The organism is Pinisolibacter sp. DMC100, assembly GCF_056313705.1.
In genome coordinates this window covers 980,115-1,006,500 of sequence record NZ_JBQUZT010000001.1, presented here as the reverse complement: position 1 = coordinate 1,006,500, position 26,386 = coordinate 980,115, and the positions used below count along the sequence as shown (strand labels likewise).

The window sequence follows — 26,386 nt, the reverse complement described above, 5'->3', positions numbered from 1 at the left end:
GCGATGCCGCCGCGGATCGATCTGGAACCCTCGCTCGGCTTTCGCTTCGTCGTGAACGGTCTCGATCGCGCCGCCGAGCTGCGCGAGGATCGCGAACGGCTCGCCGCGCTCGCCGCCGACCCGCGCGCCCGTTTCCTGGTGATCTGCGGCAGTCGCGTGGTGGTCGCCCGCGACGCCGACGGACGTCCCGTCGCCGCCCACGCCCGCGCCACGGCGGAAGCGCTCGCCGCACGGGTCGACGAGCGAATCTTCCTCGGACTGGCGACGGACGACGGTGAGGCGGTCGGCTGGTTCGCCTTCGCCGGTCCCACCGATCCCGATTCGCTCGCCCCCGATTTCGAAGCGATCGAGCTGCGCCCGCTGGCGATCGCCGGATCGCTGCCGGCCGAGCACTACGGCGCCGTCGCGATCGCCCGCAGCCTCCTCGCCTGGCACACCAGCCACCGCCACTGCGCCCGCTGCGGCGCACCCTCGGACATGGCGACGGCGGGGTGGCGACGGCTCTGTCCGGCTTGCGGCGCCGAGCATTTCCCGCGCACCGATCCGGCGGTGATCATGCTGGTCCGGCGAGGCGACCGCTGTCTGCTCGGCCGCGGCCACGCCTTTCCGCCCGGCATGTGGTCCTGCCTCGCCGGCTTCGTCGAGCCGGGCGAGACGATCGAGGGGGCGGTGCGCCGCGAGACCTTCGAGGAGGCCGGCATTCGCGTCGGCACCGTCGCCTACGTCGCGTCGGAGCCCTGGCCCTTCCCCGGCTCGCTGATGATCGGCGTCGTCGCCGAGGCGGACGACGAAGCGATCCGGGTCGATCCGGCGGAACTCGAAGACTGCCGTTGGTTCACCCGCGACGAAGTCGCCACCCTGCTCGCCGGCGATCATCCCGACGGGATCTTCGCGCCGCCGCCGATCGCGATCGCCCATCATCTGCTCTCGACCTTCGTCCGGAGCGCATGAACCTTTCCTAAACCATGCGGGCCGCGCGGGTCGGCGGGGGGAAGCACGGAAAGGCCTCCTTAAAACTCGGCGGGTAGAGTGTCCGGTACATTGGTCTCGGTCCGCCTCGGGCCGTGCGTTCCGGAGTCCGCTCGATGGCAGGTCTGAAATCCGCTCTCAAGCCGAACGGTAGGCGATCGCTGACGCCTACGGGCGAGCGGATCGTCCTCTTCGGCATCATCGGCCTGTTGTTCTTCGTCGACTACCGCTTCGGCGTCCTCCACCAGACCGTGGCCATCCTGCAATCGGCCGATTCGACGCTGGGATCGGCGGCACTGGCGCTCGCCGTGGCGTCGTGGGTCGGCGTCTTCGCCTATGCGTTCCGCCGCCGTGTCGAGGTTCGCCAGATGCGCGTCGCCAAGGCCGAAGCGGAAGAGACCGCCGAGACCGCAGCCATCATCGATCCGCTGACCGGCCTGCCCAACCGCGCCGGCCTCAAGGCCGAACTCAACCGCCGTCTCTCCGACGGCGTCTCCAAGACCGCGGTCGGCGCGCTGATCGCCATCGACATCGAGCGCTTCAAGTCGCTCAACGAGGTCTTCGGCCATCTGGTCGCCGACCATGTGCTGATCGAGTTTTCCGACCGCCTCGCCATGGCGGTGGGCGCCTCCGACTTCGTCGCGCGCATCGGGCCCGACGAGTTCCACGTCATCACCCAGGTGCGCGACGCCGAAGCGGCCGAGATGCGGGCGCTGCAGATCGTCCATTCGGTCGCGATGCGGCTCGAGGAATACGATCCGCCGGTGCCGATCATGGCCGACGCCGGCATCGCCATGTTCGGGCCGGAGTGCTCGGTCGGCGACCTCGACGCCATCATGCGGCATGCCGACATCGCCCTCGACGACGCCAAGAAGCGCGAAACCTCGGTCGCGCTGTTCCAGCCGTCGATGGAGGAAGCCATCCGCGAGCGCGCCGAACTGGAATCGGCGCTGGAATCGGCGATCGAGAACGGTCAGGTCATGCCGCACTTCCAGCCGGTGATGGACCTCGCCTCGGGCAAGCTGACCGGCTTCGAGGTGCTGGCGCGCTGGCGCCATCCGACCCGTGGCCAGATCCCGCCGTCGACCTTCATTCCGATCGCCGAAGAGACCGGCCTGCTGTCGCGCATGACGACGTCGCTGCTGCGCCAGGCCTGTCAGGCGGCGCGCGACTGGCCGTCGCACATCAAGATCGCCGTCAACATCTCGCCGGTCGACTTCAAGAACCCCTGGCTCGCCCAAGAGATCCTGCAGATCCTGGTCGAGGTCGGTTTCCCGCCGCAGCGCCTCGAGATCGAGATCACCGAGAGCGCCCTGGTGGTCGATCACGAGCAGGCGACGCAGACGCTGATGTCGCTGAAGAATCAGGGCATCTCGATCGCCCTCGACGACTTCGGCACCGGCTATGCCTCGCTGCACCAGCTGCGCATGCTGCCGTTCGACAAGATCAAGATCGACCAGTCCTTCGTGAAGACGATGCGCGAGAACGTCGACAGCCGCATGATCGTCAAGGCGATCATCGGTCTTTCCGGCTCGCTCGGCCTGCCGACCACCGCCGAAGGCATCGAATCGGCCGGCAACGCCGACATCCTGCGCGACTTCGGCTGCACGCTCGGCCAGGGCTTCCTCTATTCGGAGGCGGTGCCGGCGGGATCGGTGCCCGATCTGCTGCGCGTCATCGAGTCTCACGCCCTGCCCTTCGCCGACGAGAGCGGCCAGCGGGCGGTGGTCCTGCAGCGCGGCGACATCGCCGGCCTGCTCGCCGGCCAGATCGGCGCGTCCGAGGTCGCCGTGACGGAAACGGCGGCCGAGGAGGCCGCCGCCGACGTTCCGGTCGCGGCGGAGGCGGAGCCCGCCCCCGCCCCCGAACGGCCGACCCGTTCGCGCCGTCGCAGCGCCTGACGGCGCCGCGCGCCTCAGGCGGCGCGCTTCAGCACCGCGGCGAGCTTGCCGAACAGCTCGTCGATGTCCGACTTCTCGATGATCAGCGGCGGCGACAGGGCGATGATGTCGCCGGTCGTGCGGATCAGCAGGTCGTTGTCGAAGGCGTCGAGGAAGCAAGAGAAGGCCCGTTTGGTCGGCTGGCCCTCGATCGACTCCAGCTCGATCGCGCCGATCAGGCCGGTGTTGCGGATGTCGACGACGTGCGGCAGGCCCTTCAGCGAATGCAGCGCGTCCTCCCAGTAGGGCGCGAGCTCGGCGGCGCGGGTGAGCAGCCCGTCCTCGGCATAGGTGTCGAGCGTGGCGATGCCGGCGGCGCAGGCGATCGGGTTGCCCGAGTAGGTGTAGCCGTGGGCGAACTCGATCATGTGCTCGGGGCCGGTCATGAAGGCGTCGTGGATCTTCTTCTGCACGAAGACGCCGCCCATGGGGATGACGCCGTTGGTCATGCCCTTGGCGATGGTGAAGAGGTCGGGCCTCACGCCGTAGAAGTCGACGGCGAAGGGCGTGCCGAGACGGCCGAAGCCGGTGATGACCTCGTCGAAGATCAAGAGAATGCCGTGCTTGTCGCAGATGGCGCGCAGCCGCTCGAGGTAGCCCTTGGGCGGCATCAGCACGCCGGTCGAGCCGGCCATCGGCTCGACCATGACGGCGGCGATGGTCGAGGGATCGTGCAGCGCGCAGAGCCGCTCCAGCTCGTCGGCGAACTCGGCGCCGTGCTCGGGCTGACCGCGGGTGAAGGCGTTGCGGGCCGGATCGTGGGTGTGGCGCAGGTGGTCGACGTGCGGCAGGAGCTGGCCGAACATCTTGCGATTGCCGCCGATGCCGCCGACCGACATGCCGCCGAAGTTGACGCCGTGATAGCCGCGCTCGCGGCCGATCAGGCGCACCCGCTGCGCCTCGCCGCGCACCCGATGATAGGCCAGCGCCATCTTCAGCGCGGTGTCGGCGCTCTCCGAGCCCGAGTTGGTGAAGAAGACGTGGTCGAAGCCCTCGGGCGCGATGCCGACCAGTCGGTTGGCGAATTCGAAGGCCTTCGGATGGCCCATCTGGAAGGCCGGGGCATAGTCGAGCTCGCCGGCCTGGGCGCGGATCGCCTCGACGATCTTCGGCCGGTTGTGACCGGCGTTGCAGCACCACAGACCCGCCGTGCCGTCGAGAACCTTGCGGCCGTCGTCGGTGACGTAGCGCATGCGGTCGGCGGCGACGAACATGCGCGGCGTCTGCTTGAACTGCCGATTGGCGGTGAAGGGCATCCAGAAGGAGGCGAGATCGTTGGGGCGCGGGTGGGCGGTCATCGGGGCCTCGGCGGTTCGGTTGATATTGCGAACGTTACGGCCGCAAACCCGCCACGCCAACCCCTGGACCGTGTTCGATCCGTTTCGTATTCTGAACACATGAACATGGATATCGACGTCGGCCTCAGGCTCAAGGAACTGCGCGTCGCCCACGGGCTGTCCCAGCGGGCGCTGGCGCGGCGCGCGGGCGTGTCCAACGCCACGATCTCGATGATCGAGGCCAACCGGGTCAGCCCGTCGGTGGCGGCGCTGAAGCAGATCCTGGCGGGCTTCCCGATCGCGCTGTCGACCTTCTTCTCGCGCGCCGACGGGGAGCGCGAGAAGGTCGTCTGGCGGGCCTCGGAACTGACCGAGATCGCCGGCGGGCCGATCAGCTACCGGCAGGTCGGCGGCGACCTCGCCGGCCGTTCGCTGCAGATGATGCACGAGCGCTACGAGAAGGGAGCGGCCTCGGGGCGGGCGCTCCTCACCCATCAGGGCGAGGAGGCCGGCATCGTCATCCGCGGCCTGCTCGAACTCGAAGTCGACGGCGAGCGCCATGAACTGAGGCCGGGCGACGCCTACCTCTTCGACAGCCGCCGCCCGCACGCGTTCCGCAACGTCGGCGACGGCGAACTGGTGATGGTCTCGGCCTGTACGCCGCCGAGCTTCTGACTCGGCGTCAGGCGAATGACGCTGCGTAATTTCGCGTCGCCGGGATGGACTCGCCTCCGCCGAGGCCTTATCGACGACTCCGGAAGCAGACAGTCGATCCCCCTCCCGAAAAGAGCCTTTCCATGTCGCCTCCTCCTCGCGACGCGCTCATCGCCGAGGTCCTCGCAAACCTGGCGAAGCCGATCGGTCGTCTGACCTTCACGCCGGTGCTCGAGGAGCACTACCGTGCCTCGATCGCCCCCGACAAACGGCGTTCGATGATCATCGGCACGATGATCGGCCTGGCGGTTCTGGTCTCCTTCGTGCTGATGCGCTCGCTGGTGCTGGAGATCGACGATCACGAGCGATTCCTCGCCTGGCTCGGTGCCATGGCGGCGATCACCGCGGTCTGTGCGGTCGGTCTGGTGATCACCGCGGCGACCTACGATCACCGCGTGATCGACGCCACGACGATGTCGGCGATCATCGTCGTCTCGGGGCTGGTGTGTTTCAGCTTCCGCATCGAGCCGGCGCCGGTCTCGACCATCGGCATGTTCTCCTACGTGATGGTGCCGCTGGCGCCCTGCAGCCTCGCGACCCTGCACTTCCGCCAGGCGCTGGCGACGACCGTGGCGGTGTGGGTGCTCTTCGTCTTCATCGTCGCCGGCATGACGGATCTGGCGTCGGTCTACCGATGGCCGGCGGTGCTGCTGGTCTTCTCGGTCGGCGCCATGGCGCTGTGGGGCAACTACCGCTCCGACCGCGACCACCGCATCCTGTTCCTGTTCCTCGCCCGCGAGAAGCTGATCGGCGAGATCTCCGAGGCGCGCAACGCCGAGCTGCGCGAGATGACGCGGCTCGATCCGCTGACCGGCGTCGCCAACCGCCGCGGCTTCGAGGAACGGATGACGACGCTGACGACCGACGAACGGCAGACGCCCTTCGCGCTGGTGATGATCGACATCGACCACTTCAAGGCCTTCAACGACCGTTTCGGTCACCCCGAGGGCGATCGTTGCCTCACCGCCGTGGCGATGGCGCTGGCCGACGGGCTGCGCGACGACGCCGACCTGCTGGCACGGCTCGGCGGCGAGGAGTTCGCCCTGCTGCTGCCGGGCGTCGATGCCCGCGCGGTCGGTCCGATCATGGAACGGTTGCGGCGGTCGATCGAGAAGCTCGGCATCCCGAGCGGACCGGGCGAGGCGATCCCGCCCGGCGTGGTGACGATCTCGCTCGGCGCCTCGATCGTCGAGCCGACCTCACCCGCGCCGCGGCGCGAGGCGCTGGAACAGGCCGACCGGGCGCTCTACCGCGCCAAGCGGGACGGTCGCAATCGTTGGCAGATCCAGGAAGCCGACACCTTCGCTCAGACGGCGAACCCGGCCTGACGGGCGAGGCCGACGAGGTCGGTCTGGGAGCGGGCTCCGATGTGGCCGATGATCTCGGCGGCGAGCAGCCCGCCGAGCTCGGCGCAGGCGGCGAGGTCGTAGTCGCGGGTCAGGCCGAAGAGGAAGCCGGCGGCATAGAGATCGCCGGCGCCGGTGGTGTCGACGACTCGGGTGACCGGCGAGGCGGCGACGCGGACGGTCTCGTCGCGGGAGACGACCAGCGAGCCCTCCTCGGACAGCGTCACCGCGGCCATGGCGACGTCGGCGCGCAGCGCCGCGATGCCGGTGTCGATGTCGGCGGTCTCGTAGAGCGCCTTGACCTCGGCCTGGTTGGCGAAGATCAGGTCGACCATGCCGGTGCGCATCAGATCGAGGAACTCGGCGCGCCAGCGGTCGACGCAGAAGCTGTCGGACAGCGTCAGCGCCACCTTGCGGCCGTTGGCATGGGCGATCCGCGAGGCCTCGCGGAAGGCCGCCTTGGCGGCCGGCGGATCCCACAGGTAACCCTCGAGATAGACGACCTGCGAGGCGGCGACGACCGCCGGGTCGACGTCGGCCGGGGTGAGATGCGTGCAGGCGCCGAGAAAGGTGTTCATGGTGCGCTCGCCGTCCGGCGTCACCAGGATCATCGAGCGGGCGGTCGGGGCGTAGTCCGGGCCGATCTTGAGCAGCGGCGCCGTCTCGAAATGCACGCCGACGGCGCGGATGTCGTGGGAGAAGGTCTTGCCGAGATGGTCGTCGGCGACCTTGCCGAAATAGGCACCGCGGCCGCCGAGGCCGGCGAGCGCGGCGATGGTGTTGCCGGCGGAGCCGCCCGAGATCTCCTTGGCCGGGCCCATGCTCTCATAGAGGCGTTCGGCCTCGCCCGCGTCGATCAGGCGCATCGAGCCCTTGATCAGCCCTTCGCGCACCAGGAAGTCGTCCTCGGTGCGGGCGATCACGTCGACGATGGCATTGCCGATCGCCAGGACATCGAAGCGGGTGTCGGACATGCGCGAGCCCTGCCGGCGTGGGTGGCTCGTCGCCCGAGGGCGCCGGCGGCGACGATCGTCCGAGCCGGAGCGACGATCGCATCTGGTCGTGGTACAAGGTGACCGTGCCCGATGCAACGGCCGGCGGGATGCGGCCGACGAAGGTGGAAGGCGGACCACACTCGCACGGCGAGACGTTGAGTTCGCCACCGGACTGCCCTATCGGAGGGCGGAACGATCGAGATCCGAAGGAAGCCGATCATGGGAAGAGAGGGCTCGAGCCCCACGCCGGACCTCGCGCAGCGGTTCGTCACGCCGACCGGCCTCGCCGCCGAACTCGCCGCCCACGAAGCCGCGGGCAAGGCGATCCGCATCGGCCTCGTCGGGGTCGGCGAGATGGGCACCGACATCGTCACCCAGATCGCCCTGATGAAGGGCCTGAAGATCACCGTCATCGGCGTGCGTGATCCGGGCAAGAAACACGCGGAACACGCCTTCCTGATCGCCGGGCTCGATCCCGAGCGCATCCGCGTCTGCGAGAGCGCGCCGGCCGTCGCCCGCGCCGTCGAGGCGGGCTACACCGCGGTGACCCCCGACGTCGAGGCGCTGATCACGAGCCCCCACGTCGACGTGGTGATCGATGCCACCGGCAAGCCGGAGATGGGCGCGGTCATCGGTCTCGGCGCCATCGAGGCGGGCAAGCACGTGGTGATGATGAACGTCGAGGCCGACGTCACCATCGGCGCGCTGCTGCAGAGCCGCGCCCGCGAGGCGGGCGTGGTCTACACCGTCGGCGCCGGCGACGAGCCGTCCTCGACGATGGAGCTGATCGAGTTCGTCACCGCGCTGGGCTATCCGGTGATCGCCGCCGGCAAGGGCAAGAACAACCCGCTCGACATCGACGCCACCCCCGACCAGTTCGTCGAGGAGGCGACCCGCCGCAACATGAACCCGCGCATGCTGGTGGAGTTCATCGACGGTTCGAAGACCATGGTGGAGATGGCCAACATCGCCAACGCGACGGGGCTCGTGCCCGACGTCGCCGGCATGCACGGCCCCGAGGCGACGCTCGAGAACCTCCACACCATCCTCTGCCCGAAGGCCGACGGCGGTATCCTCTCGCGCAAGGGCGTGGTCGACTACACGATCGGCAAGGGCGTGGCGCCCGGCGTCTTCGTCGTCGCCGAGCTGAGCCATCCCCGGCTTCGCGAGCGCCTGAACGACCTCAAGCTCGGACCGGGCCCCTACTACACCTTCTATCGGCCCTATCACCTGACCAGCCTCGAGGTGCCGCTGTCCGCGGCGCGCGCGGTGCTGCACGGCCGCGTCGACATGCGGGCGCTGGCCCGGCCGTCGGCCGAGGTCTCGGCCCTCGCCAAGAAGGACCTGGCGGTCGGCGAGCGGCTCGATGCGATCGGCGAATACTGCTACCGCGCCTTCACCCTCGAATACGAGGCGGCGCGGGCGGCCGGCGCCATGCCGATCGGCCTGATCGAGAACGGCACGGTGACCAAGCCGATCCGCAAGGGCGAGCTGCTGACCCGCGCCAACGTCGCGCCGCTCGCGGGCTCGAAGATCGTCGAGCTGCGCCGCCTGCAGGACCTCATGGTCCACGGGGCGGAGGCCTGACGATGGCGCGGCCTTCGGGTATCGCTCTGGTCGCGGCCTCGATCCGGGCCGGCGTCGCCGACGTCGTCTCGCCGCCCTTTCGCGGCGTGGCGCTGAAGTCGCTCGGCGCGACGCTGCTGATCGTCGTCGTCCTGTGGGCGATCGGCACGCGCTTCTTCACCCATCTGGCGGGCGAGACGGCGGGTGCCCATCCGCTCGACGTGCCGTTCTTCCTCGACGGGGTGTTCTGGATCGCCGGCATCTTCTCGGGCCTCGCCCTGATGATCGGCCTCTCCTTCCTGATCGCGCCGATCACCGCGGCGATCGCCGGGCTCTTCCTCGACGACGTCGCCGACACCGTGGAGCGCACCCACTATCCGGCCGACCCGCCGGGGCGGGCGATGCCGCTCGGCGAGAGCCTGCGCGAGGCGCTGCGCTTCACCGCGCTGTCGCTCGTCGTCAACGTCGTCTGTCTGGTGCTGCTGCTCCTGCCGGGCGTCAACATGGTCGCCTTCCTGATCGGCAACGGCTGGCTGATCGGCAAGGAATACTACGGCTTCGCCGCCCGCCGGCTGATGAGCGCGGACGAGGCGAAGCGGCTTTCGACCGCCTGGAGCGGCCCGGCGATGCTGGCGGGCGTCGCCGCGGCGGGCGTGCTGATGGTGCCCTTCGTCAACTTCCTCGCGCCGCTCTTCGCGGCGGCGACGATGGTCCATCTCGTCAAGCGGACGGCGGCGCTCACGCCGCACCCGTGAACCGGCCGTTTCCCGCCGTCGTCACGTCGTCGCGGTCAGGCTTTCTTATGAATTGGCGCCTAGGCTTCGGGCGTCTTCACGTTGGGAAAGCTCGAGATGACGTGTCGTGAGAACGGTCGGCGACGGCTCGACCTTTCGCAGTTCCTTCGATGCGAGAGGGGCAATGCCGCGCTGGTCGCCGCACTGATCATCCTGCCGCTGATCGTGGTGGTCGGCGGCGGGCTCGACTTCTACACGATGATGGGCGTTCGCTCGCGCCTCTCGGCCGCTGCCGACGCGGCGGTGCTGGCCGCCACCAACAAGGTGGCGATGGCGATGACGACGGCGGACGCCCGCACGCGCGCCGACGCCACGTTCCGCGCCGCGCTCTCCTCCGACATCGTCGACGACATCAAGACCGGCACGGCGACCGTCACCGAGAGCGGCGGCGTCAGGACCGCGACCTACACCTACGACGTCAAGACGCATCCGGTGTTCCTGCCGATGGTCGGCATCGCCGCCCCGGAACTCTCGGGCACGGCGACCGCCTCGGCCCAGCTGCCGACCTACATCGACTTCTACATGCTGCTCGACAATTCGCCGTCGATGGGCGTGGCGGCGACGACCGCCGGCATCGCCACCATGGAGGCCAACACGTCGGAGCCGTGCGCCTTCGCCTGCCACGACATGTCGACCTCGCCGAACGACAATTACGGCGTCGCCAAGAAGCTCGGCGTGGCGATGCGCATCGACGTGGTGCGCAGCGCTACGCAGCAGCTGACGGACACGGCGACCACAACGCAGGCGGTTCCCAACCAGTTCCGCATGGCGGTCTATACCTTCGGCACCAAGGCCGAGGCCGTGGCCCTGACCACCGTGGCCTCGCTCAGCAGCAATCTCTCGTCGATCAAGACGGCCGCCGCCGCGATCGACCTGATGACCATCCCGTTCCAGGGGTACGACAGCGATCAGCAGACCAACTTCAACTCGATGCTGACGCAGATGAACACACTGATCCCGACGCCGGGGCCGGGCAGCAGCCCCTCGGCGACGCCACAGAAGGTGTTGTTCTTCGTCTCCGACGGCGTCGCCGACTACAACAACACCACGACCTGTTCGAAGCCGACCTGGGGCGGCTATCGCTGCCAGGAGCCGATCGACGTCTCGAAGTGCACTACGATCAAGAACCGCGGCATCAAGATCGCGGTGCTCTACACCACCTATCTGCCGCTGCCGACCAACGGCTGGTACAACAGCTATATCGCGCCGTTCCAGTCGCAGATCGCCACCAAGATGCAGGCCTGCGCCTCGCCCGGCCTCTATTTCGAGGTGAGCCCCTCGGGCGGCATCTCGGAGGCGATGAACGCGCTCTTCACCAAGACCGTCCAGAGCGCCCGCCTGACGCAGTGATCGCGTCGGCCGCCGCGAAAACGACGAAGGGCGCCCTCGCGGGCGCCCTTCGCGTGTCTCGTCGCCGTTCGAGGCCTCAGAAGGCGTCGTCGGGGAACTCCATCATCGAGCGGCCGCCGGCCATCACCATGGCGAAGCGGGCGCCGGTGTCGGGCAGCAGGCGGTCCATGAAGAAGCGCGCCGTGGCGATCTTGCCCTCGTAGAAGCTGTCGCCCTCGCCGCCGGCGATCTTGGCCTTGGCGACCTCGACCTGACGGCACCACAGATAGGCGAGCGCCACCAGACCGAAGAGGCGGAGGTAGTCGACGGAAGCCGCACCCGCCTCGTCCGGCCGGCCCATGCCGACGCGCGCCACCTGGGCGGTCGCCTGCTGCAGGCGAACGAAGGCCTTGGCGAGCGGCTGGACGAACTCGCCCATCGCCTCGTCCTCGACCTTGGCGGCGATGTACTCGGAGACCGGGTGGAAGAAGCGGCGCAGCAGACGCCCCGCGCCTTCCGGCATCTTGCGGCCGACGAGGTCGAGCGACTGGACGCCGTTGGTGCCCTCGTAGATCTGCGCGATGCGTGCGTCACGCACGTACTGCTCCTGGCCGTGCTCGCGGATGTAGCCGTGGCCGCCGAAGACCTGGACGCCGATGTTGGCGACCTCGGAGCCGAGGTCGGTCATCAGCGCCTTGACGATCGGCGTCATCAGCGAGACGAGATCGTCGGCCTCGGCGCGGGTCTGCGCGTCGGGGTGCTTCTTGGCGACGTCGAGCGACTTCGCCACCCACACCGCCAGCGAGCGGCAGCCTTCCATGTAGGCCTTCTGGGTCAAGAGCATGCGGCGGACGTCGGGATGGACGATGATCGGGTCGGCCGCCTTCTCCGGGTACTTGGCACCCGACAGCGAACGCATCTGGATGCGTTCCTTGGCGTAGACGACCGCGTTCTGGCGCGACACCTCGCCGAGGCCGAGGCCCTGGACGCCGACCGCCAGGCGCTCGGTGTTCATCATGGCGAACATGGCGCGCAGGCCCTTGTGGGCCTCGCCGATCAGCCAGCCCTTGGCGCCGTCGAAGTTCATGACGCAGGTGGCCGAGGCCTTGATGCCCATCTTGTGCTCGATCGAGCCGCAGGCGACGGCGTTGCGCTCGCCCGGGGTGCCGTCGGCACGCGGCAGGAACTTCGGCACGAGGAAGAGCGAGATGCCCTTCACGCCCTTCGGCCCGCCGGGGATCTTGGCCAGCACCAGATGGATGATGTTCTCGGTCAGGTCGTGCTCGCCGGCCGAGATGAAGATCTTGGTGCCGGTGATGGCGTAGGACCCGTCGTCCTGCGGGATGGCGGCGGTCCGGAGCAGGCCGAGGTCGGTGCCGCAGTGCGGTTCGGTCAGGCACATGGTGCCCGACCAGGTGCCGTCGACGAGCTTGGGCAGATAGGCCGCCTTGAGCTCGTCCGAGCCGTGCGAGGCCAGCGACACGTAGGCGCCGTGGCTGAGGCCCGGATACATGCCGAAGGACAGGTTGGCCGAGCAGATCATCTCCTCGACCAGGGTGTTGACCACCGCCGGCATGCCCTGACCGCCGTAGTCGGGATCGCAGGCGATCGACGTCCAGCCACCCTCGCGGAACAGCGTGTAGGCTTCCTTGAAGCCCTTGGGCGTGCGGACGACGCCGTTCTCGAAGGTGCAGCCCTCCTCGTCGCCGGAGCGGTTGAGGGGGAAGAGGACCTCCTCGCAGAGCTTCGCGGCCTCGTCGAGGACGGGGTCGATCAGATCGCGGGTGAAGTCCTCGTAGCCCGGCAGCGACGCGATGTCGTCGCCGCCGAAGACGTCGTAGAGGTTGAAGCGCATGTCGCGCAGGGGGGCCTGATAGCCGGGCATCGGTTTGTCCTCGCGATCAGTTGCGCAGCGGCTTGCCGGTCGTGAGCATGTGCTCGACGCGGGCCAGCGTGCCGGGGTGGCGGACGAGCGCCATGAAGTTCTCGCGCTCGAGGTCGTAGAGATCGTCCTCGGTGAGTTCGATCAGCATGTCGGCCCCGTCACCGCCGGAGAGCACCTTGGCGACGGCGGCGGAGACGACGCGGTCGTGGTCGGTCGCCTTGCCCTGGCGCCAGAAGCCGTCGACGGCGAGGCCGAAGGCGGTGGCGGCGGTGCGGCCGGGCAGCCGGTAGACCGGCGGGGTCGGCGGCTGGTAGCCCTCGACCAGCGACAGCGCCTTGGCCTTGGCGTCGGCGAGGAGGCGATAGCGGTTCATGGTGATGCCGTCGGCCGGACGCAGGATCTGCATCTCCTTCGCCTCGGCGGCGGACTTCGCGACCTTGGCGGTGGAGATCATCTCGAAGACCTGCGCCAGCGCCGGCATCGGACCCTTGGGCATCTTCGGCATGGCCTGCCAGCGGGCGATCATCTCCTTGCAGCCGCCCCAGCCGGGCAGCAGGCCGACGCCGACCTCGACGAGACCGGTGTAGGTCTCGGCATGGGCCTGGATGGCGTCGGAATGCAGCAGAATCTCGCAGCCGCCGCCGAGCGCCATGCCCGAGGGCGCGGCGACGACCGGGAAGGGCGCGTATTTCAGCGACTTGTAGACCTGCTGGCCGGAGGCGATCAGGTTCTCGATCTCGGGCCAGGCCGCGATGTTGGCGGCGAAGAGCGCGAGGCCGAGATTGGCGCCGACCGAGAACTGCGAGCCCTCGTTGTAGATGACGAGCGCCTTGTAGCTCTTCTTGACCAGCGACACGGTCTTCTGGAGAAGGCCGATGATGTCGGGGTCGAGCGAGTTCATCTTGGAGGTGAACTCGAAGCAGAGGATGCCGTCGCCGATGTCCCAGACCGAGGCCGAGCCGTTCTTCAGCACCGGCTGCGAGGTCAGCTTGACGTCCTCGAGCATGAGGACGCCCTCGGGGCGCTTCACTTCGCGGTAGGTGCCGTCGAGGCCGAGGACCTCGCGACGGCCGTCGACCACGCGGTAGAAGGGCCGGCCGGCGGCGACCTTCAGGATCGGGGCGACCGGGAGACCGGCCTTCTCGAGACGGGCGACGAAGTCGGCCGTGCCGATCTGGTCGATCAGCTCGAAGGGGCCCTTCTTCCAGTTGTAGCCGAGGCGCATGGACTCGTCGAAGGCCTCGACCTCGTCGGCGGCGTCGCCGACCAGGAGGGCGGCATAGGCGAGCGTGCGGCCCATCACGGCGAAGGCGTAGCGGCCGGCTTCGCTGTCGTGGTCGAAGAGCTTGGCGAGCGACTTCGCGCCGACCTTGACGGCCTCGACGTCGGCCCGCTTCTGGGCGCGGTATTCGCCGGTGGCGAGATCGATCGCCTCCTTGGCCTTGTTCTTCTCGCGGTTGACCCGGTAGAAGCCGCCCTTGCCCTTACGGCCGGTGTAGCCGTCGGCGATCATCTTCGGCACGAGCGGAACCGGACGGTTCATCTCGTGGAACATGTCGCCCTGCGGCAGCGCGGCGGCGAGGCTGGCGTTGACGTGGGGCATCAGGTCGAGGCCGACGAGATCGATCAGGCCGAAGACGCCGGTCTTCGGGATGCCGAAGGGGCGGCCGATGATCTGGTCGACGTCCTCGATGTCGAGGTGCCGCTCGAAGGCCTCGACGACGGCGGCCTGCATCCACAGGACGCCGAGGCGGTTGGCGATGAAGCCGGGGCGGTCCTTGCAATGGACCACCGACTTGCCGAGCTTGACGTCGGCGAAGGCGGCAATGTCGGCGATTGTCTCGGCGCGGGTCTTGTCGCCCTTCACCACCTCGAGCAGCCGCATGTAGCGCGGCGGATTGAAGAAGTGGGTGATGCAGAAGTCGCTCGCGAAACGGTCGCCCATGCCGCCGGTCAGCGTGGCGAGCGGGATGGTCGAGGTGTTCGACGACACGATCGAGCCATCCTTGCGGACCGCCTCGATCTTCGCATAGAGGCCCTGCTTCAGGTCGAGACGCTCGACGATCGCCTCGACGATCCAGTCGGCATCGGCGAGGAGACGCAAGTCGTCCTCGATGTTGCCGATGGTGACGAGCTTCGCCGCGGCCTTCGACATGAAGGCGGCCGGCTCGGTCTTCAGCATCTTCTCGACCGCGCCGCGGGCGATGGCCGAGCGATCGCCGCCCTCCGCGAGATCGCGGGGGACGATGTCGAGGAGCACGACGGGCGTGCCCGAATTGGCGACCTGGGCGGCGATGCCCGCGCCCATCACGCCGGCGCCGATGACGGCGACCTTCTTGATGTCGCCCATCACAGCGCCTCCAGGATCGTGGCGATGCCCTGGCCGCCACCGATGCACTGGGTGGCGAGGCCGAGCTTGCCGCCCTCGCGCTTCATCAGCGCGGCGGCCTTGCCGACGATGCGGGCGCCGGTGGCGCCGAGCGGATGGCCGAGGGCGATGGCGCCGCCGTCGAGATTGACGCGGGCCGGATCGAGGCCGAGATCGCGGATGCAGGCGAGGGCCTGGCTGGCGAAGGCCTCGTTGAGCTCGACCACGTCGATCGCCTTGACGTCGACGCCGGCACGCGCGGCGGCCTTGAGCGAGGCGCCGACCGGGCCGATGCCCATGATCTCGGGATCGCAGCCGGCGACCGCGAAGGACTTGATCGCGGCGAGCGGCTCGAGGCCGTTCTTCTCGGCGTAGTCGAGCGAGCAGATCAGTGTCGCCGAGGCGCCGTCGGTGAGCGGCGACGAGGTGCCGGCGGTGACGACGCCGTCCGTCTTGAAGGCGGGCTTGAGGCCGGCGAGGCCCTCGGCGGTTGTCTCGGGACGGATGCAGCCGTCCTGCGTCACCATCTTGCCCTTGGGGTCGGTGATCGGCACGATCTCGTCGACGAACTTGCCGGCCGCGCGGGCGGCGGCGGCCTTGGCGTGCGAGGCGACGGCGAAGGCCTCCTGCTCGGCGCGCGAGATGCCCCAGCGGGCGGCGACGTTCTCGGCGGTGTCGCCCATGCCGATGTAGGCGCCCGGCATGGCGGCGGCGAAGTCCGGATCGGGCAGGACGTTGTAGCCCATCATCGGCACGCGGCTCATCGACTCGATGCCGGCGCAGACGAAGGCTTCACCCGCGCCCATCTGGATGGCACCGGCGGCGGCGTGGATCGACTGCATCGACGAGCCGCAGAAGCGGTTGATGGTCTGGCCACCGACCGAACGCGGCAGACCGGCCATCAGCACCACGAGGCGGGCGAGGTTGAGGCCCTGCTCGCCTTCGGGGAAGGCGCAGCCGAGGATCAGGTCCTCGAGGTCGTCGACCTTGACGCCGGTCTTGGCGACGAGGCCGGAGACCACCGCGGAGGCGAGGCGGTCGGGGCGGACGAACGCGAGTTCGCCCTTCTTGGCGAGCGTGAACGGCGAACGGGCATAGCCCGCGACGACGACCTTCTTCATCGACGTGTCTCCTGGAGAGAACTCGGAACTCGAGTTGTGCTCGGGGAGACGAACGTCGCGCGGCGGGGAACGCCCGCAGCCTTCAGACCGTCTCCGCCGTCAATCCGCGACCGGCCAGCGTCTCGAGGCTGAGCCGTTCGATTTCCTTCAGTTCCTGCAACGTGGTCTTGACCGCCTGGGCCTGCGCTTCCAGCTGGACGATGCGCTCGCGCGCCTTCTTCACCAGATGCTGCAGCTGCTCCGACTGGGTCGTGTCGACGACGTAGAGGTCGAGGTATTCCTTGATGTCGCGCAGCGAGAAGCCGAGCTGCTTGCCGCGCAGGATGAGGATCATCCGCGCCCGGTCGCGATGGGTGTAGACCCGCGTGTTGCCGGCGCGCTGGGGCGAGATCAGCCCCTGGTCCTCGTAGAAGCGGATGGTGCGCGGGGTGACGCCGAGATCGCGGGCGAGCTCCGTGACCGAGAAGATCTTGTCCATGGAAGAAAAGCTCCGCGAGATGCAGGCGACGACATTCAGGGCCGGATATTGCCCTATACGTCACTTTGATGTCACGCGAAATCGTCATCGACGGGCCCGGGTCTTCCAAAGGCTGTGGACGGAGCGCCGTTTCCGAGGGAAACGGCGGCGAACGGTCGGGCCAACCCCGGCCGGAAGACGGCCCCGCGAGGGCCGGAAGCGGGGCCACGCAGGACGCGCGGCCCGGACGGATCAGCCGCGATCGGAGAGATCGACGGTATCGGCGGTGTCGCGGGCGATGATCTCCGCGACCAGTTCCTTCTTCGACAGCTTGCCGACCATGGTCTTGGGCAGCGCGTCGCGAATTTCGATCGCCTTGGGCATCTCGATCTTCGAGACCCAGGTCGAGAGGTGCTTCATCAGGTCGTCCGGCGTCGCCTCGTGGTCGGCGCGGAGCTTGACGAAGGCCATCGGCGCCTGGCCGCGATAGGTGTCGGGCACGCCGATCACCGTCGCCTCCTCGACCGCCGGATGCTGGTAGAGCGCCTCTTCCAGAACCCGCGGATAGACGTTGTAGCCACCGCAGATGATGATGTCCTTGAGGCGGTCGACCAGGAAGATCGCGCCGTCGGGATCGCGCCAGCCGATGTCGCCGGTGCGGAGCCAACCGTCGTGGAACTGCTCGGCGGTCGCCTCGGGACGGTTCCAGTAGCCGAGCATGACCTGCGGACCCTTGACGCAGATCTCACCCTTCTCGCCTTCCGGCACCGCCGTCTCGCAGGTGACGGGGACGCGGATCGACACTTCCGTCTCGGCGACGGTGATGCCGATCGAGCCGACCTTGTCGAAGTCGACGACCGGGTTGCAGGTGACGACCGGCGAGGCCTCGGACAGGCCGTAGCCCTCGATCAGCTTGCACCCGGTCAGCTCCTCGAAGCGGGCGCGCACGTCGCCGGGCAGCGGCGCGCCGCCGGAGATGCAGACCTGCATCGAGGTGAGGTCGAGCTTGCGCTCGGCCGCGGCACGGTTGATCGCGGTGTAGATCGTCGGCACGCCGGGGAAGAGCGTCGGCTTCTTCTTCTCGATGACGTCGATCACCTGCGCCAGTTCGAAGCGCGGCAGGAGGATCAGCTCGGCGCCGATGCGGATGCCGAAGTTCATCACCGCCGTCATGGCGAAGACGTGGAAGAGCGGCAGCACGCCCAGCATGCGCTGGTCGCCCTTCAGGAAGCCGTCGGGCACGAAGGCGGCGACCTGGGTGGCGTTGGCCGTCAGGTTGGCGTGGGTGAGCATCGCCCCCTTGGGCACGCCGGTGGTGCCGCCGGTGTACTGCAGCACCGCCACCGTCGTCTTCGGGTCGAAGGGCGCGCGGGAAACGGGCGTCTTCTCCGCCGTCAGCGCGGCGAAGGAGACGTTGGCGGCGTCGTTCGGCACCTTGGCCACGTCGCCGCGCTTGAACAGGCGGAACAGCCAGTTCTTGGGGAAGGGCAGGATCGCCGCCATGGGGCAGACGACGATCGTCTTCAGGCAGGTCTTGCCGAGGAGCTTCGCCACCTTGGGGTACATGACCTCGAGATCCATGGTGACCATGATCTCGCTGCCGCTGTCGTTGACCTGGTGGATCAGCTCACGCTCGACATAGAGCGGATTGAAGTTGACGACGATGCCGCCGGCCTTCAGCACCGCGAAGTAGCAGACGACCGAATAGGGCGTGTTCGGCAGGCAGAGGCCGACGCGCGTCCCCTCGACCACACCGAGACGACGGAACCCCGCGGCGGCGCGATCGACGAGATCGCCGATCTCGCCGTAGGTCCACTTGGCGCCGAGAAAGTCGACGCAAGGGGCACCCGGACGACGCGCCACCGCGTCGTCCAGAAGGTCGGTCAGAGGGCGGAGTTCCACCGCCCCCCGGCCGGATGTCCCGCCGGGGTTGCCATTCGTCATCACGATTTCGGTTCCGTCTCAGAACTTGTAGGTGAAGCTCGTCGAGAAGATGTCGACCGAGGCCTTGTAGCTGCCGGTCAGCGGCGTCGGCGAAGTCAGCACGACGTCCGCAGAGGAAGCGAACAGATGGGCGTAGGCGAGGTTCAGGCGAAGCTTCTCCGAGTAGTCCCAGCTGTAGCCGGTCGACAGCCAGTAGCGATCCGCGTCGGGAACACGCACGCCGCGATGCTGAGCATCCTTGATGGCGCCCATGTCGTAGGCGGTGCCGACGTGGATGGTGTGACCCTTGGTCCACTGGTAGTCGGCGCCGACCGAGAAGAACCAGGTGTCGCGCCAGCTGAAGTCGGTGATCGGAACCGCGAGCGAACCGTTCGTGCCGTAGACCGCGAGGTCCTTCAGCACCGACCACTGGGTCCACTGGGCGTCGGCCATGATGGCCCACTTGTCGTCGAACGCGTGATAGAACGACACCGTCGCGGTGCCGGGCAGCGTCAGGTCGGCCGTGATGTCCATGGTCGACAGGACCGCCGGGATCGACGAGGTGCGCTGACCCTCGAGGCCGTGGCGGATGTTCGAGCGATAGGCCACGCCGATGCGGGTCTGCGGCGAGAACTCCCACAGGGCGCCGACGTTCCAGCCGAAGCCGATGTCGCTGCCCTTCAGGCGACCGAGGAAGCCGGCGGGTGCGGCCGGGTTGCCGAAGGTCAGGTCGGCCTCGGCCCAGTCGCCGGTGATGCCGACGCCGATCGAGAGGTTCTTGTTGATGCGGTAGGCGACGTTGCCGTTGATCGCGATGTCGGTGATCGCGGAGGCGACGCCGTGGGCGCGGGCGTTCCAGTTGCCCGGATAGCTCGAGCGCAGGCCGAAGGGCGAGACCACGGCGAGACCGAACTTGATGTCGTCGCTGATCGAATACAGAGCGAAGGTCGAACCGACCGCAGCGTCGGAGATCGCATCGCCGGTGGAGACGGCGGCGCCGCCGAGACCGCGACCGTCGAAGCGCGCCTGCGGGGCGATCCAGGTCAGCGAACCGGCGATCTGGTTGCCGTGCAGCAGGGTCATGCCGGCCGGGTTGTACCAGATGGTGGCCGGCGAGGACGCCTTGGCGGCCGAACCGGCGAACGAATTGCCGAGATACTCGGAACTCTGCTCGCGCAGCATGAAGCCGGCGGCGGAAGCCTCACCGGCGATGCCGACAAGAGCCAGACCGGCGACGCTCGCCATGAGCCAATTCTTCTTCGACGCCTTCATCGTTCCCCCCGAGCCTTTTCGGCTCACTTCTCGCTTCCACGCCACGGATTGACCCGACGACACCCCGTCGTGGCACGGAGCACGGGCCGATTGTGGCGAAAAATTAACGAACCGTTTTGATCACGTCAACCGGACCAGATTGACGTAATGGTAAACCGTGTCGCTGCGGACACACGTCCGACGCGACACCCGCGCGCATCTCACGCGATGGCGCCGACCAGCTTCATGGCGATGCCGAGCGAGCCGGCGACGCGGATCTTGCCGAGGCCGTAGGCGAGCATCGGGTCGAGCTTGCCGTCGAGCAGTTTCAGCAGATTCTCACGCGTCATCGTGATGGTGCAGTCGGCCGGCTCGTCGGACTCGGTCTCGAGGACCGCCGTTCCGGAGCGCGCGTCGAGAAAGGCGCGGCCGTCGGTGCCGAGGTCGAAGCGCACCAGGGCGCCCAGACGCGACAGCGAAGGCAGGGTGGCACGGAGCCGATCCTCGAGGGTCTCGTCGATCACGTTCGTCATTCCTCCCGACGACATTCGTATTTGCACGCAGTCTCGCATCGCCTTCCCAATACGTCAAGTACATTCCCTATTAGACATGTGTCGAGTCGCCGCCCGCCGTGGCGCTCTCGCGGCGCGACGCGTTTCGCGCTAGTTGTTCGGGCGAGGAGCCGCGCATGGTCGTCAGGGTCGCCACCTTCAATGTCGAGAACCTCGTCCGCCGTCTAGGCGAGGCGCGCGACCGGCGCACCGGCGCCTGGGTGCCGGATCCCGCCGTCGGCCTCTGGGACCACGCCAGCGAGAGCGAGGGCCGCCTGATCGAGCGGGCGCTGCAGGTGGCGATCTCCGACGACCAGCGACAGGCTACCGCCCAGGCGATTCGCGACTGTGACGCCGACGTCGTCTGCCTGCAGGAGGTCGACGGGCTCGAGGCGCTGCGCTGGTTCCACGACCGCTACCTGCGCCGCGCCCTCGACGAGCCCTACGAACACTTCGCCCTGCTCGAGGGCAACGATCGCCGCGGCATCGACGTCGCGGTGATGAGCCGGCGCGGCCTGCCGATCCGGGTGATGAGCAACGCCGCCCTCACCTATCGCGACCTCGACCTGCACGACGAGGACCTGCGCCGCTGGGGCGCGCAGCCCGACGACCGGATCTTCAAGCGCGACGCGCTGGAGGTCGAGGTCGAGACGGCGGCCGGGGTCCTCACGCTGTGGATCTGTCACTTCAAGTCGATGAACGAGGGCCGCGACCGCACCATGGCGGTGCGCCGCGCCGAGGCCCGCGCCGTCCGCCGGCTGGTCGAGGCGAAGTTCGGCGAAAGGACCGCGCGGGCGAACTGGGCGGTCCTCGGCGACTTCAACGACCACCGCCAGCGCATCCGTCTGGTCAAGGCCGCCGACGGCATGCTCGACGCCACGGTCGAACGGGTGGAGGCCTCGGCGCTCGATCCGTTCCATGCCGACCATTTCGCTCACGATCTCGTCGAACGCCTGCCGCCGATCGAGCGCTGGACGCACTACTGGGCCGAGGGGCGCGAGCTCTCGGCGCTCGACCACGTCTACGTCTCGCCGGCGATCGCCCGGGCCGATCCGCGCGCGGTGCCGCGGGTGATCCGCTCCGGTCTGCCCTTCCGGGTGCCGGTCGAACGAATGCGGCCGCGGCCCGCCCTCTTCGAGCGCTACCCGCGCATCGGCTTCGACCGGCCCAAGGCCTCCGACCATTGCCCGGTGGTCGTCGACATCACGCTCGCGGAGACCGCGCCTTGACCATCGTGCCCTCGTGCCTCGACCGTCCCGTCCGTCTCGACGCGATCGAGATCGCGGTCGGCGACCCGCTGGTCCTCGACGCCGCCCGCGAGGCGGCGGTCCGGGACCACTGGTCGGCGGCGACCGCGGCCAATCCGACGCTGTGGAACGGCTCGGCCTTCCTGTTCGAAGGAACGACGGTCGCCGGCGGCGTCTTCTCGGCGACGGCACGGCCGACCGACTACGCGACGCTGCTCCACGCGCTGCGCCGCGGCTTCGACCGCGCCGATCTGCTGCACGTCTTCCCCGTCCCGGCGGTGACCAGCGCCGACGGTGCGCTGCTCGTCGGCCGCCAGGGGGCGACCACCGCCAATGCCGGGCTCGCCTATCCGCCCTCGGGCTCGTTCGACGCCGACGACCGCGTCGGCGACCGCATCGACCCGGTCGCCAACATGGCGCGCGAGCTGGCGGAAGAGGTCGGGTTGGCGATCGACGCCTTCGTCGCCGATCCCGGCTGGTGGATGATCCCGTCGGGCCCGTCGCGGCTCGCGCTCGTCCGGCGGCTGCGCTCGCCGCTTCCCGCCGCGGCGCTCGCCGAGCGGATCGCGGCGATCGATCACGACGATCCGCACGGGGAAATCGAGCGCATCGCCTTCCTTCCCTTCGATGCCCCTCTCGCGGGAGAGAAGACTGTGCCCTACGTACCCCGTCTGCTCGCCCTCCTCGCCGCCGAGGAACGCGGCGAGACGCTCCGTCATTTCGAGGAAACGCCATGACCCGCCGCCGCCACGTCGTGCTCGACGTCTTCACGACCCAGGCCTACGCCGGCAATCCGCTCGCCGTGGTGCTCGACGCCGAAGGGCTCGACACGGCGGCGATGCAGACGATCGCGCGCGAGTTCAACCTGTCCGAGACGGTCTTCGTGCTGCCGCCCGACAAGCCGACCCATTCGGCGAAGCTCAGGATCTTCACGCCGACGCGCGAGTTGCCCTTTGCCGGCCATCCGACCGTCGGGGCGATCGCACTGATCGCCGAGGAACGCTTCGGCCGTCCGGCCGACGGGCTCGACGCCGTCGTGGTGGTCGAGGAGACGGTCGGCGTCGTCCGCGCGGCGGTGCGGCTGTCGGAGAGCGATGCGACCTGGGTCGAGTTCGACGCGCCGCGCCTGCCGGCCCCGGTTCCCGGCGACATGCCGCCCAAGGGCGAGATCGCCGACGCGCTCGGGCTCGGCGTCTCCGACATCGGTTTCGAGAACCACGTGCCCTCGCAGTTCGAGGCCGGCGTCGCCTTCGCCTTCGTGCCGGTCTCCGGCCTCGACGCGATCGGCCGAGCCCGGCTCGACTCGCGCCGCTGGAGTGCCGCCTTCGGCAAGGCCGACGCCTTCTCGGTCTTCGTCTACTGCCGCGAATGCCGGCGCCACGACGGCGACTTCCACGCCCGCATGTTCGACCACGGTTTCGGCATCGGCGAGGATCCGGCGACGGGCTCGGCGGCGGCGGCCTTCGGCGGCGTGGTCCACCGTTTCGACGCACCGACCGACGGAACCCACCGGCTCAGGATCGAACAGGGCTTCGAGATGGGTCGACCGAGCCTGATCGACCTGACGCTGGAGATCGAGAAGGCCCGTCCGGTCGCCCTGCGCATCGGCGGCAGCACCGTTCGGGTGGCCGAGGGTGCGCTGATCGCCATGCCGCGATGTTGAACGATCGATCACCAATTCGCGGTCGTCGAGTCGGAACTGACGCACGGGAATTTCTGCGGAATTCGTCTTACGTAACGTAATTTTCTTGACGATCGTCAAGTGAAGGCTCGGATAGACGATCCGACATCGAGAAATGTCACGAAATCCATACGGAGTGCCCCTGTAGTTCTTACATTCTACGCGGCAATATACGTCCGATTAAGGAATACTATCCACGCTGAGCGAGGTTCACCGAAAGGGATGCCTCGCCGATGCAGTCGCTCAAGATCCTCGAACGCCTCGCCCTCGCCATCCTTCCGGCGCTCGCGGTCGTCGCCGCACTCAGCCTGCTCCTGGTGCTCGAGCACCGCGTCGAGATCGGACAGGCCGATCGGCTGATCGCGCAGACGGACACGTCGCGGGCGATCGCGGCGCTCGTCCACGAGCTGCAGCGCGAACGTGGCGCCTCGGTCGGTCATCTCGCCGCCAAGGGCGAGAAGCCGGAGGCGCGCGACCTGCTCGTCGCCCAGCGCCGCAAGACCGACGCGGCGCTCGAGGTCTATCGCGGCGTTCGTGCCGCCAACCGCGCGCCGGCCGGCGCGGCCGACCGGGTCGAGACGGCGCTCGTCGCCGCGGACGAGCGGATCGCCGCACTTTCCGCCACCCGTGCCGCGGTCGATGCGCTGAAGATCGCGCCGGCGGCGGCGATCGCCTGGTACTCGGGTTCGATCGTCGCCTTCTTCACCTCGACGACGGAAGTGATGAAGAGCGTCGAAGAAGGATCGGTGACCGTCGGCCTCCTCACGCTGCAGGCGCTGATGGCGGTCAAGGAACAGGCGGGCCAGGAGCGGGCGACCGGCAACGGGCTGGTCTCGGCCGGCTCGATCCAGCCCGATCGCTGGCAGGCCTTCGTCGAGGTGGTGGCGCGCGAGGACGACCGGCTCGCCGAGTTCGTCGCCCTCGCCTCCGGCATCCACGACGATCTGGCCAAGCGCGCCGGGGGCTCGCCGAAGCTCGCCGAGGTGCAGCGCATGCGCCGCGTGCTCTCCGCCGCGCTCGACACCGGCCTCGTCGTCGGCGTCACGCCGGCCGACTGGTGGCGGGCGGCCTCGGCCTGGATCGACGAACTGAAGTCGTTCGAGGACGCGCTCAACGCTTCGGTCGCCGAACGCGCCGCCCGGATGTCGGCCGACGCGCGGTACGACTTCGTCCTATTCGCGATCGTCGGCATCGCCGCGATCCTCGTCGCCGGCGGTCTGGGTCTCGTCGTCGCCCGTTCGATCGCCGCGCCGGTCGGCCGGATCGCCCGGATCATCGACGCGGTCGCCGACGGCGACACCGGCATCGCACCGCCGGCGCCGCTGCCGGCGCGCTCCGAGATCGGCCGAGTGTCGAACGCCATGCGCGCCTTCGTCGAGGCGGTCGAGGAACGACGCCGACACGAGGCCGAGCGCGGCGAGGCCGAGGCCCGCGCCGAGGCCGAGCGTCGCGCCGTCCTGCTGTCGATGGCCGAGGAAGTGTCCCGCGCCACCGAGAACGGCATGGGCGAGATCGTCGCCGGCTCGGCCGACGTCGAGGACCGGGCGCGCGACATGCTCGCCTCGCTGCGCGACGTCCGCCTCGCCGCCGACGAGGCTTCGGCCTCGGCCGAGACGACGCGCGCCCTCAACGCCGACGCCGCCGCCATGACCACCCAGGTCACCCATTCGATCGCCGAGATCGCCGACCAGATCGGCCGCTCGACCGCCCTCACCCGCGACGCCGTCGCCCGCGCCGACCAGTCGCGCGAGGCGATCGACGGGTTGTCGCGGGTCACCGCCGACATCGAGACCATCGTCTCGGTGATCACCGACATCGCCGGGCAGACCAATCTCCTCGCTCTCAACGCCACCATCGAGGCGGCGCGGGCGGGCGACGCCGGCCGCGGCTTCGCCGTGGTCGCCGCCGAGGTCAAGGGGCTCGCCGGACAGACCGCGCGCTCGACCGACGAGATCGGCCGGCGGGTCGCCGAGATCCAGGCCGCCACCCGCCGCGCGGTCGAGGCGATCGGCGCGGTGACCGAGCAGATCTCGACGCTCGACGGCGTCTCCTCGGCGATCGCCGCGGCGATGGAGGAGCAACGCACCGCGATGAACTCCTTCTCGCAGTCGATCGGCCGCACCAACATCGCGGTCGACGACGTGGCGCGACGGATGTTCGACATCGCCGAGCGGGTCTCCGGCTCGACCGAATCGGCGGAACGGGTGACGCAGGTCTCCGACACCATGCGTCACGCCTCCGAACGCGTCCGTTCGGAGATCCCGGCGATCGTCGAAGCCGCCACCCGGAAGGCGGAACGGCGCGGCGAGGACCGCTGGTCGGCGGCGATCGCCGTGTCGGTCGAGGTCGACGGGCGGACCGTTGCGACGCGGATGACCGAGATCTCGCGCGACGGCGCGCGGCTGGCGCCGATCGCCGGCCTCGCCGAGGGCCGCCGCCTCGTCCTGCGGCTCGAGGGTCGGGCGATCGAAGCCGCGGTCCGGTGGATCGGCGAGGACGGCACCGGCGTGCAGTTCGCCCGGCCGATCGAGCAGACCCTGGTCGAACGGCTCGGCGAGACGTTGGTCTCGCGCGGCCGAAACGCGAGCGCCCGCGCCGCCTGACGACAGGAAGCACTTGCGTCTCGGCGCGACGAACGGTATTTCGGAAGGAGCCTCGCGCATTCGACGCGTGGCGGCGTGCGCGTATCCGGCGACGATGTCCGGAACGGCGCCGAGCGGGAACCGCCCGGGGGCGTGTTCCGAGGGACTGGACGGACGGGTATGATCGCGCGGACCGCATCATCGCCGACGATCGAAGCGCCTTTCGGCGCCACGGCCACCCGCGCCCTTCTTTCCTCGCTTCTTCTCCTTATCGGCCCCTGAGCGCCGACCGCCCTCGCATGGCCGAGGCGGGCACTCAGGGGATGAGCAGCGAACCGGCAACCGAACCCATTTCGGCGCCGAAGGCGGACATCCAACCATCGCTTCCGC

Annotated in this window: 20 protein-coding genes; 11 read left to right on the top strand and 9 right to left on the bottom strand. The window is 68.9% G+C overall.

Going from position 1 to position 26,386, the window contains the following annotated elements:
- Nucleotides 1-3: 3 nt before the first annotated feature.
- Together nudC and ACT541_RS04625 are read left to right on the top strand one after the other, a co-directional pair.
- Nucleotides 4-951: an NAD(+) diphosphatase gene (nudC, locus tag ACT541_RS04630; RefSeq protein ID WP_476134641.1), complete on the top strand. Its 948-nt coding sequence runs from the start codon at nt 4-6 to the stop codon at nt 949-951.
- Between the two features lie 134 nt (nt 952-1,085).
- Nucleotides 1,086-2,870, top strand: coding sequence for a putative bifunctional diguanylate cyclase/phosphodiesterase (locus ACT541_RS04625; protein WP_476134639.1), 1,785 nt, complete (start codon nt 1,086-1,088; stop codon nt 2,868-2,870).
- A 14-nt stretch (nt 2,871-2,884) separates the two neighbouring features.
- Here ACT541_RS04625 and aptA read toward each other — a convergent pair whose 3' ends face one another.
- A complete protein-coding gene (aptA, locus tag ACT541_RS04620; protein ID WP_476134637.1) occupies nt 2,885-4,207 on the bottom strand; it encodes an omega-aminotransferase AptA in 1,323 nt (440 codons plus the stop codon).
- 105 nt (nt 4,208-4,312) lie between these two features.
- Here aptA and ACT541_RS04615 point away from each other — a divergent pair, with 105 nt between their 5' ends.
- Nucleotides 4,313-4,861 carry a cupin domain-containing protein gene (locus tag ACT541_RS04615; protein ID WP_476134635.1) on the top strand — a complete coding sequence of 183 codons (549 nt, stop codon included), beginning with the start codon at nt 4,313-4,315 and terminating at the stop codon, nt 4,859-4,861.
- Between the two features lie 122 nt (nt 4,862-4,983).
- Nucleotides 4,984-6,228 (top strand): GGDEF domain-containing protein, encoded by a 1,245-nt coding sequence (locus tag ACT541_RS04610; RefSeq protein ID WP_476134633.1) that lies wholly within the window; start codon nt 4,984-4,986, stop codon nt 6,226-6,228.
- Here ACT541_RS04610 and ACT541_RS04605 read toward each other — a convergent pair.
- Complete coding sequence (locus ACT541_RS04605; RefSeq protein ID WP_476134631.1) at nt 6,207-7,220, bottom strand: adenosine kinase; 1,014 nt, start codon at nt 7,218-7,220, stop codon at nt 6,207-6,209. The genes ACT541_RS04610 and ACT541_RS04605 overlap by 22 nt on opposite strands.
- A gap of 240 nt (nt 7,221-7,460) precedes the next feature.
- On the opposite strand from ACT541_RS04605, the gene ACT541_RS04600 reads away from it, so the two are divergent.
- The 3 genes from ACT541_RS04600 (at nt 7,461) to ACT541_RS04590 (ending at nt 10,951) form a co-directional block, all read left to right on the top strand.
- On the top strand, nt 7,461-8,828 hold the full coding sequence (locus tag ACT541_RS04600) for an NAD(P)H-dependent oxidoreductase (RefSeq protein WP_476134629.1): 1,368 nt from the start codon (nt 7,461-7,463) through the stop codon (nt 8,826-8,828).
- A gap of 2 nt (nt 8,829-8,830) precedes the next feature.
- Complete coding sequence (locus ACT541_RS04595; RefSeq protein WP_476134627.1) at nt 8,831-9,562, top strand: sulfate transporter family protein; 732 nt, start codon at nt 8,831-8,833, stop codon at nt 9,560-9,562.
- Nucleotides 9,563-9,658: 96 nt separating this feature from the next.
- The gene (locus ACT541_RS04590; protein ID WP_476134625.1) at nt 9,659-10,951 is read left to right on the top strand and encodes a TadE/TadG family type IV pilus assembly protein; all 1,293 of its coding nucleotides are present in this window, start codon (nt 9,659-9,661) and stop codon (nt 10,949-10,951) included.
- 76 nt (nt 10,952-11,027) lie between these two features.
- Here the strand turns inward: ACT541_RS04590 and ACT541_RS04585 are convergent, their stop codons facing one another.
- The 7 genes from ACT541_RS04585 to ACT541_RS04555 form a co-directional block, all read right to left on the bottom strand.
- A complete protein-coding gene (locus tag ACT541_RS04585; RefSeq protein WP_476134624.1) occupies nt 11,028-12,815 on the bottom strand; it encodes an acyl-CoA dehydrogenase C-terminal domain-containing protein in 1,788 nt (595 codons plus the stop codon).
- 16 nt (nt 12,816-12,831) lie between these two features.
- Nucleotides 12,832-15,165 (bottom strand): 3-hydroxyacyl-CoA dehydrogenase/enoyl-CoA hydratase family protein, encoded by a 2,334-nt coding sequence (locus ACT541_RS04580; RefSeq protein ID WP_476134622.1) that lies wholly within the window; start codon nt 15,163-15,165, stop codon nt 12,832-12,834.
- Nucleotides 15,165-16,304 carry a thiolase family protein gene (locus ACT541_RS04575; RefSeq protein ID WP_476134620.1) on the bottom strand — a complete coding sequence of 380 codons (1,140 nt, stop codon included), beginning with the start codon at nt 16,302-16,304 and terminating at the stop codon, nt 15,165-15,167. Before ACT541_RS04575 ends, ACT541_RS04580 begins: the two co-directional genes overlap by 1 nt.
- A gap of 82 nt (nt 16,305-16,386) precedes the next feature.
- Nucleotides 16,387-16,782, bottom strand: coding sequence for a MerR family transcriptional regulator (locus ACT541_RS04570; RefSeq protein WP_476134619.1), 396 nt, complete (start codon nt 16,780-16,782; stop codon nt 16,387-16,389).
- 231 nt (nt 16,783-17,013) lie between these two features.
- Nucleotides 17,014-18,705, bottom strand: coding sequence for a long-chain-fatty-acid--CoA ligase (locus ACT541_RS04565; protein ID WP_476134617.1), 1,692 nt, complete (start codon nt 18,703-18,705; stop codon nt 17,014-17,016).
- An 18-nt stretch (nt 18,706-18,723) separates the two neighbouring features.
- Nucleotides 18,724-19,929, bottom strand: a complete 1,206-nt coding sequence (locus ACT541_RS04560; protein ID WP_476134615.1) for an OmpP1/FadL family transporter — start codon at nt 19,927-19,929, stop codon at nt 18,724-18,726.
- 227 nt (nt 19,930-20,156) lie between these two features.
- The gene (locus ACT541_RS04555) at nt 20,157-20,459 is read right to left on the bottom strand and encodes an SCP2 sterol-binding domain-containing protein (protein ID WP_476134614.1); all 303 of its coding nucleotides are present in this window, start codon (nt 20,457-20,459) and stop codon (nt 20,157-20,159) included.
- Nucleotides 20,460-20,623: 164 nt separating this feature from the next.
- On the opposite strand from ACT541_RS04555, the gene ACT541_RS04550 reads away from it, so the two are divergent.
- From ACT541_RS04550 to ACT541_RS04535, 4 genes are all read left to right on the top strand, one after another.
- A complete protein-coding gene (locus ACT541_RS04550; RefSeq protein ID WP_476134612.1) occupies nt 20,624-21,715 on the top strand; it encodes an endonuclease/exonuclease/phosphatase family protein in 1,092 nt (363 codons plus the stop codon).
- Nucleotides 21,712-22,470, top strand: a complete 759-nt coding sequence (locus tag ACT541_RS04545) for a hypothetical protein (protein ID WP_476134610.1) — start codon at nt 21,712-21,714, stop codon at nt 22,468-22,470. The genes ACT541_RS04550 and ACT541_RS04545 overlap by 4 nt, the downstream gene beginning before the upstream one ends.
- Nucleotides 22,467-23,396, top strand: coding sequence for a PhzF family phenazine biosynthesis protein (locus tag ACT541_RS04540; RefSeq protein ID WP_476134608.1), 930 nt, complete (start codon nt 22,467-22,469; stop codon nt 23,394-23,396). Before ACT541_RS04545 ends, ACT541_RS04540 begins: the two co-directional genes overlap by 4 nt.
- 251 nt (nt 23,397-23,647) lie before the next feature.
- Nucleotides 23,648-26,017, top strand: coding sequence for a methyl-accepting chemotaxis protein (locus ACT541_RS04535; RefSeq protein WP_476134606.1), 2,370 nt, complete (start codon nt 23,648-23,650; stop codon nt 26,015-26,017).
- Nucleotides 26,018-26,386 lie beyond the last annotated feature (369 nt).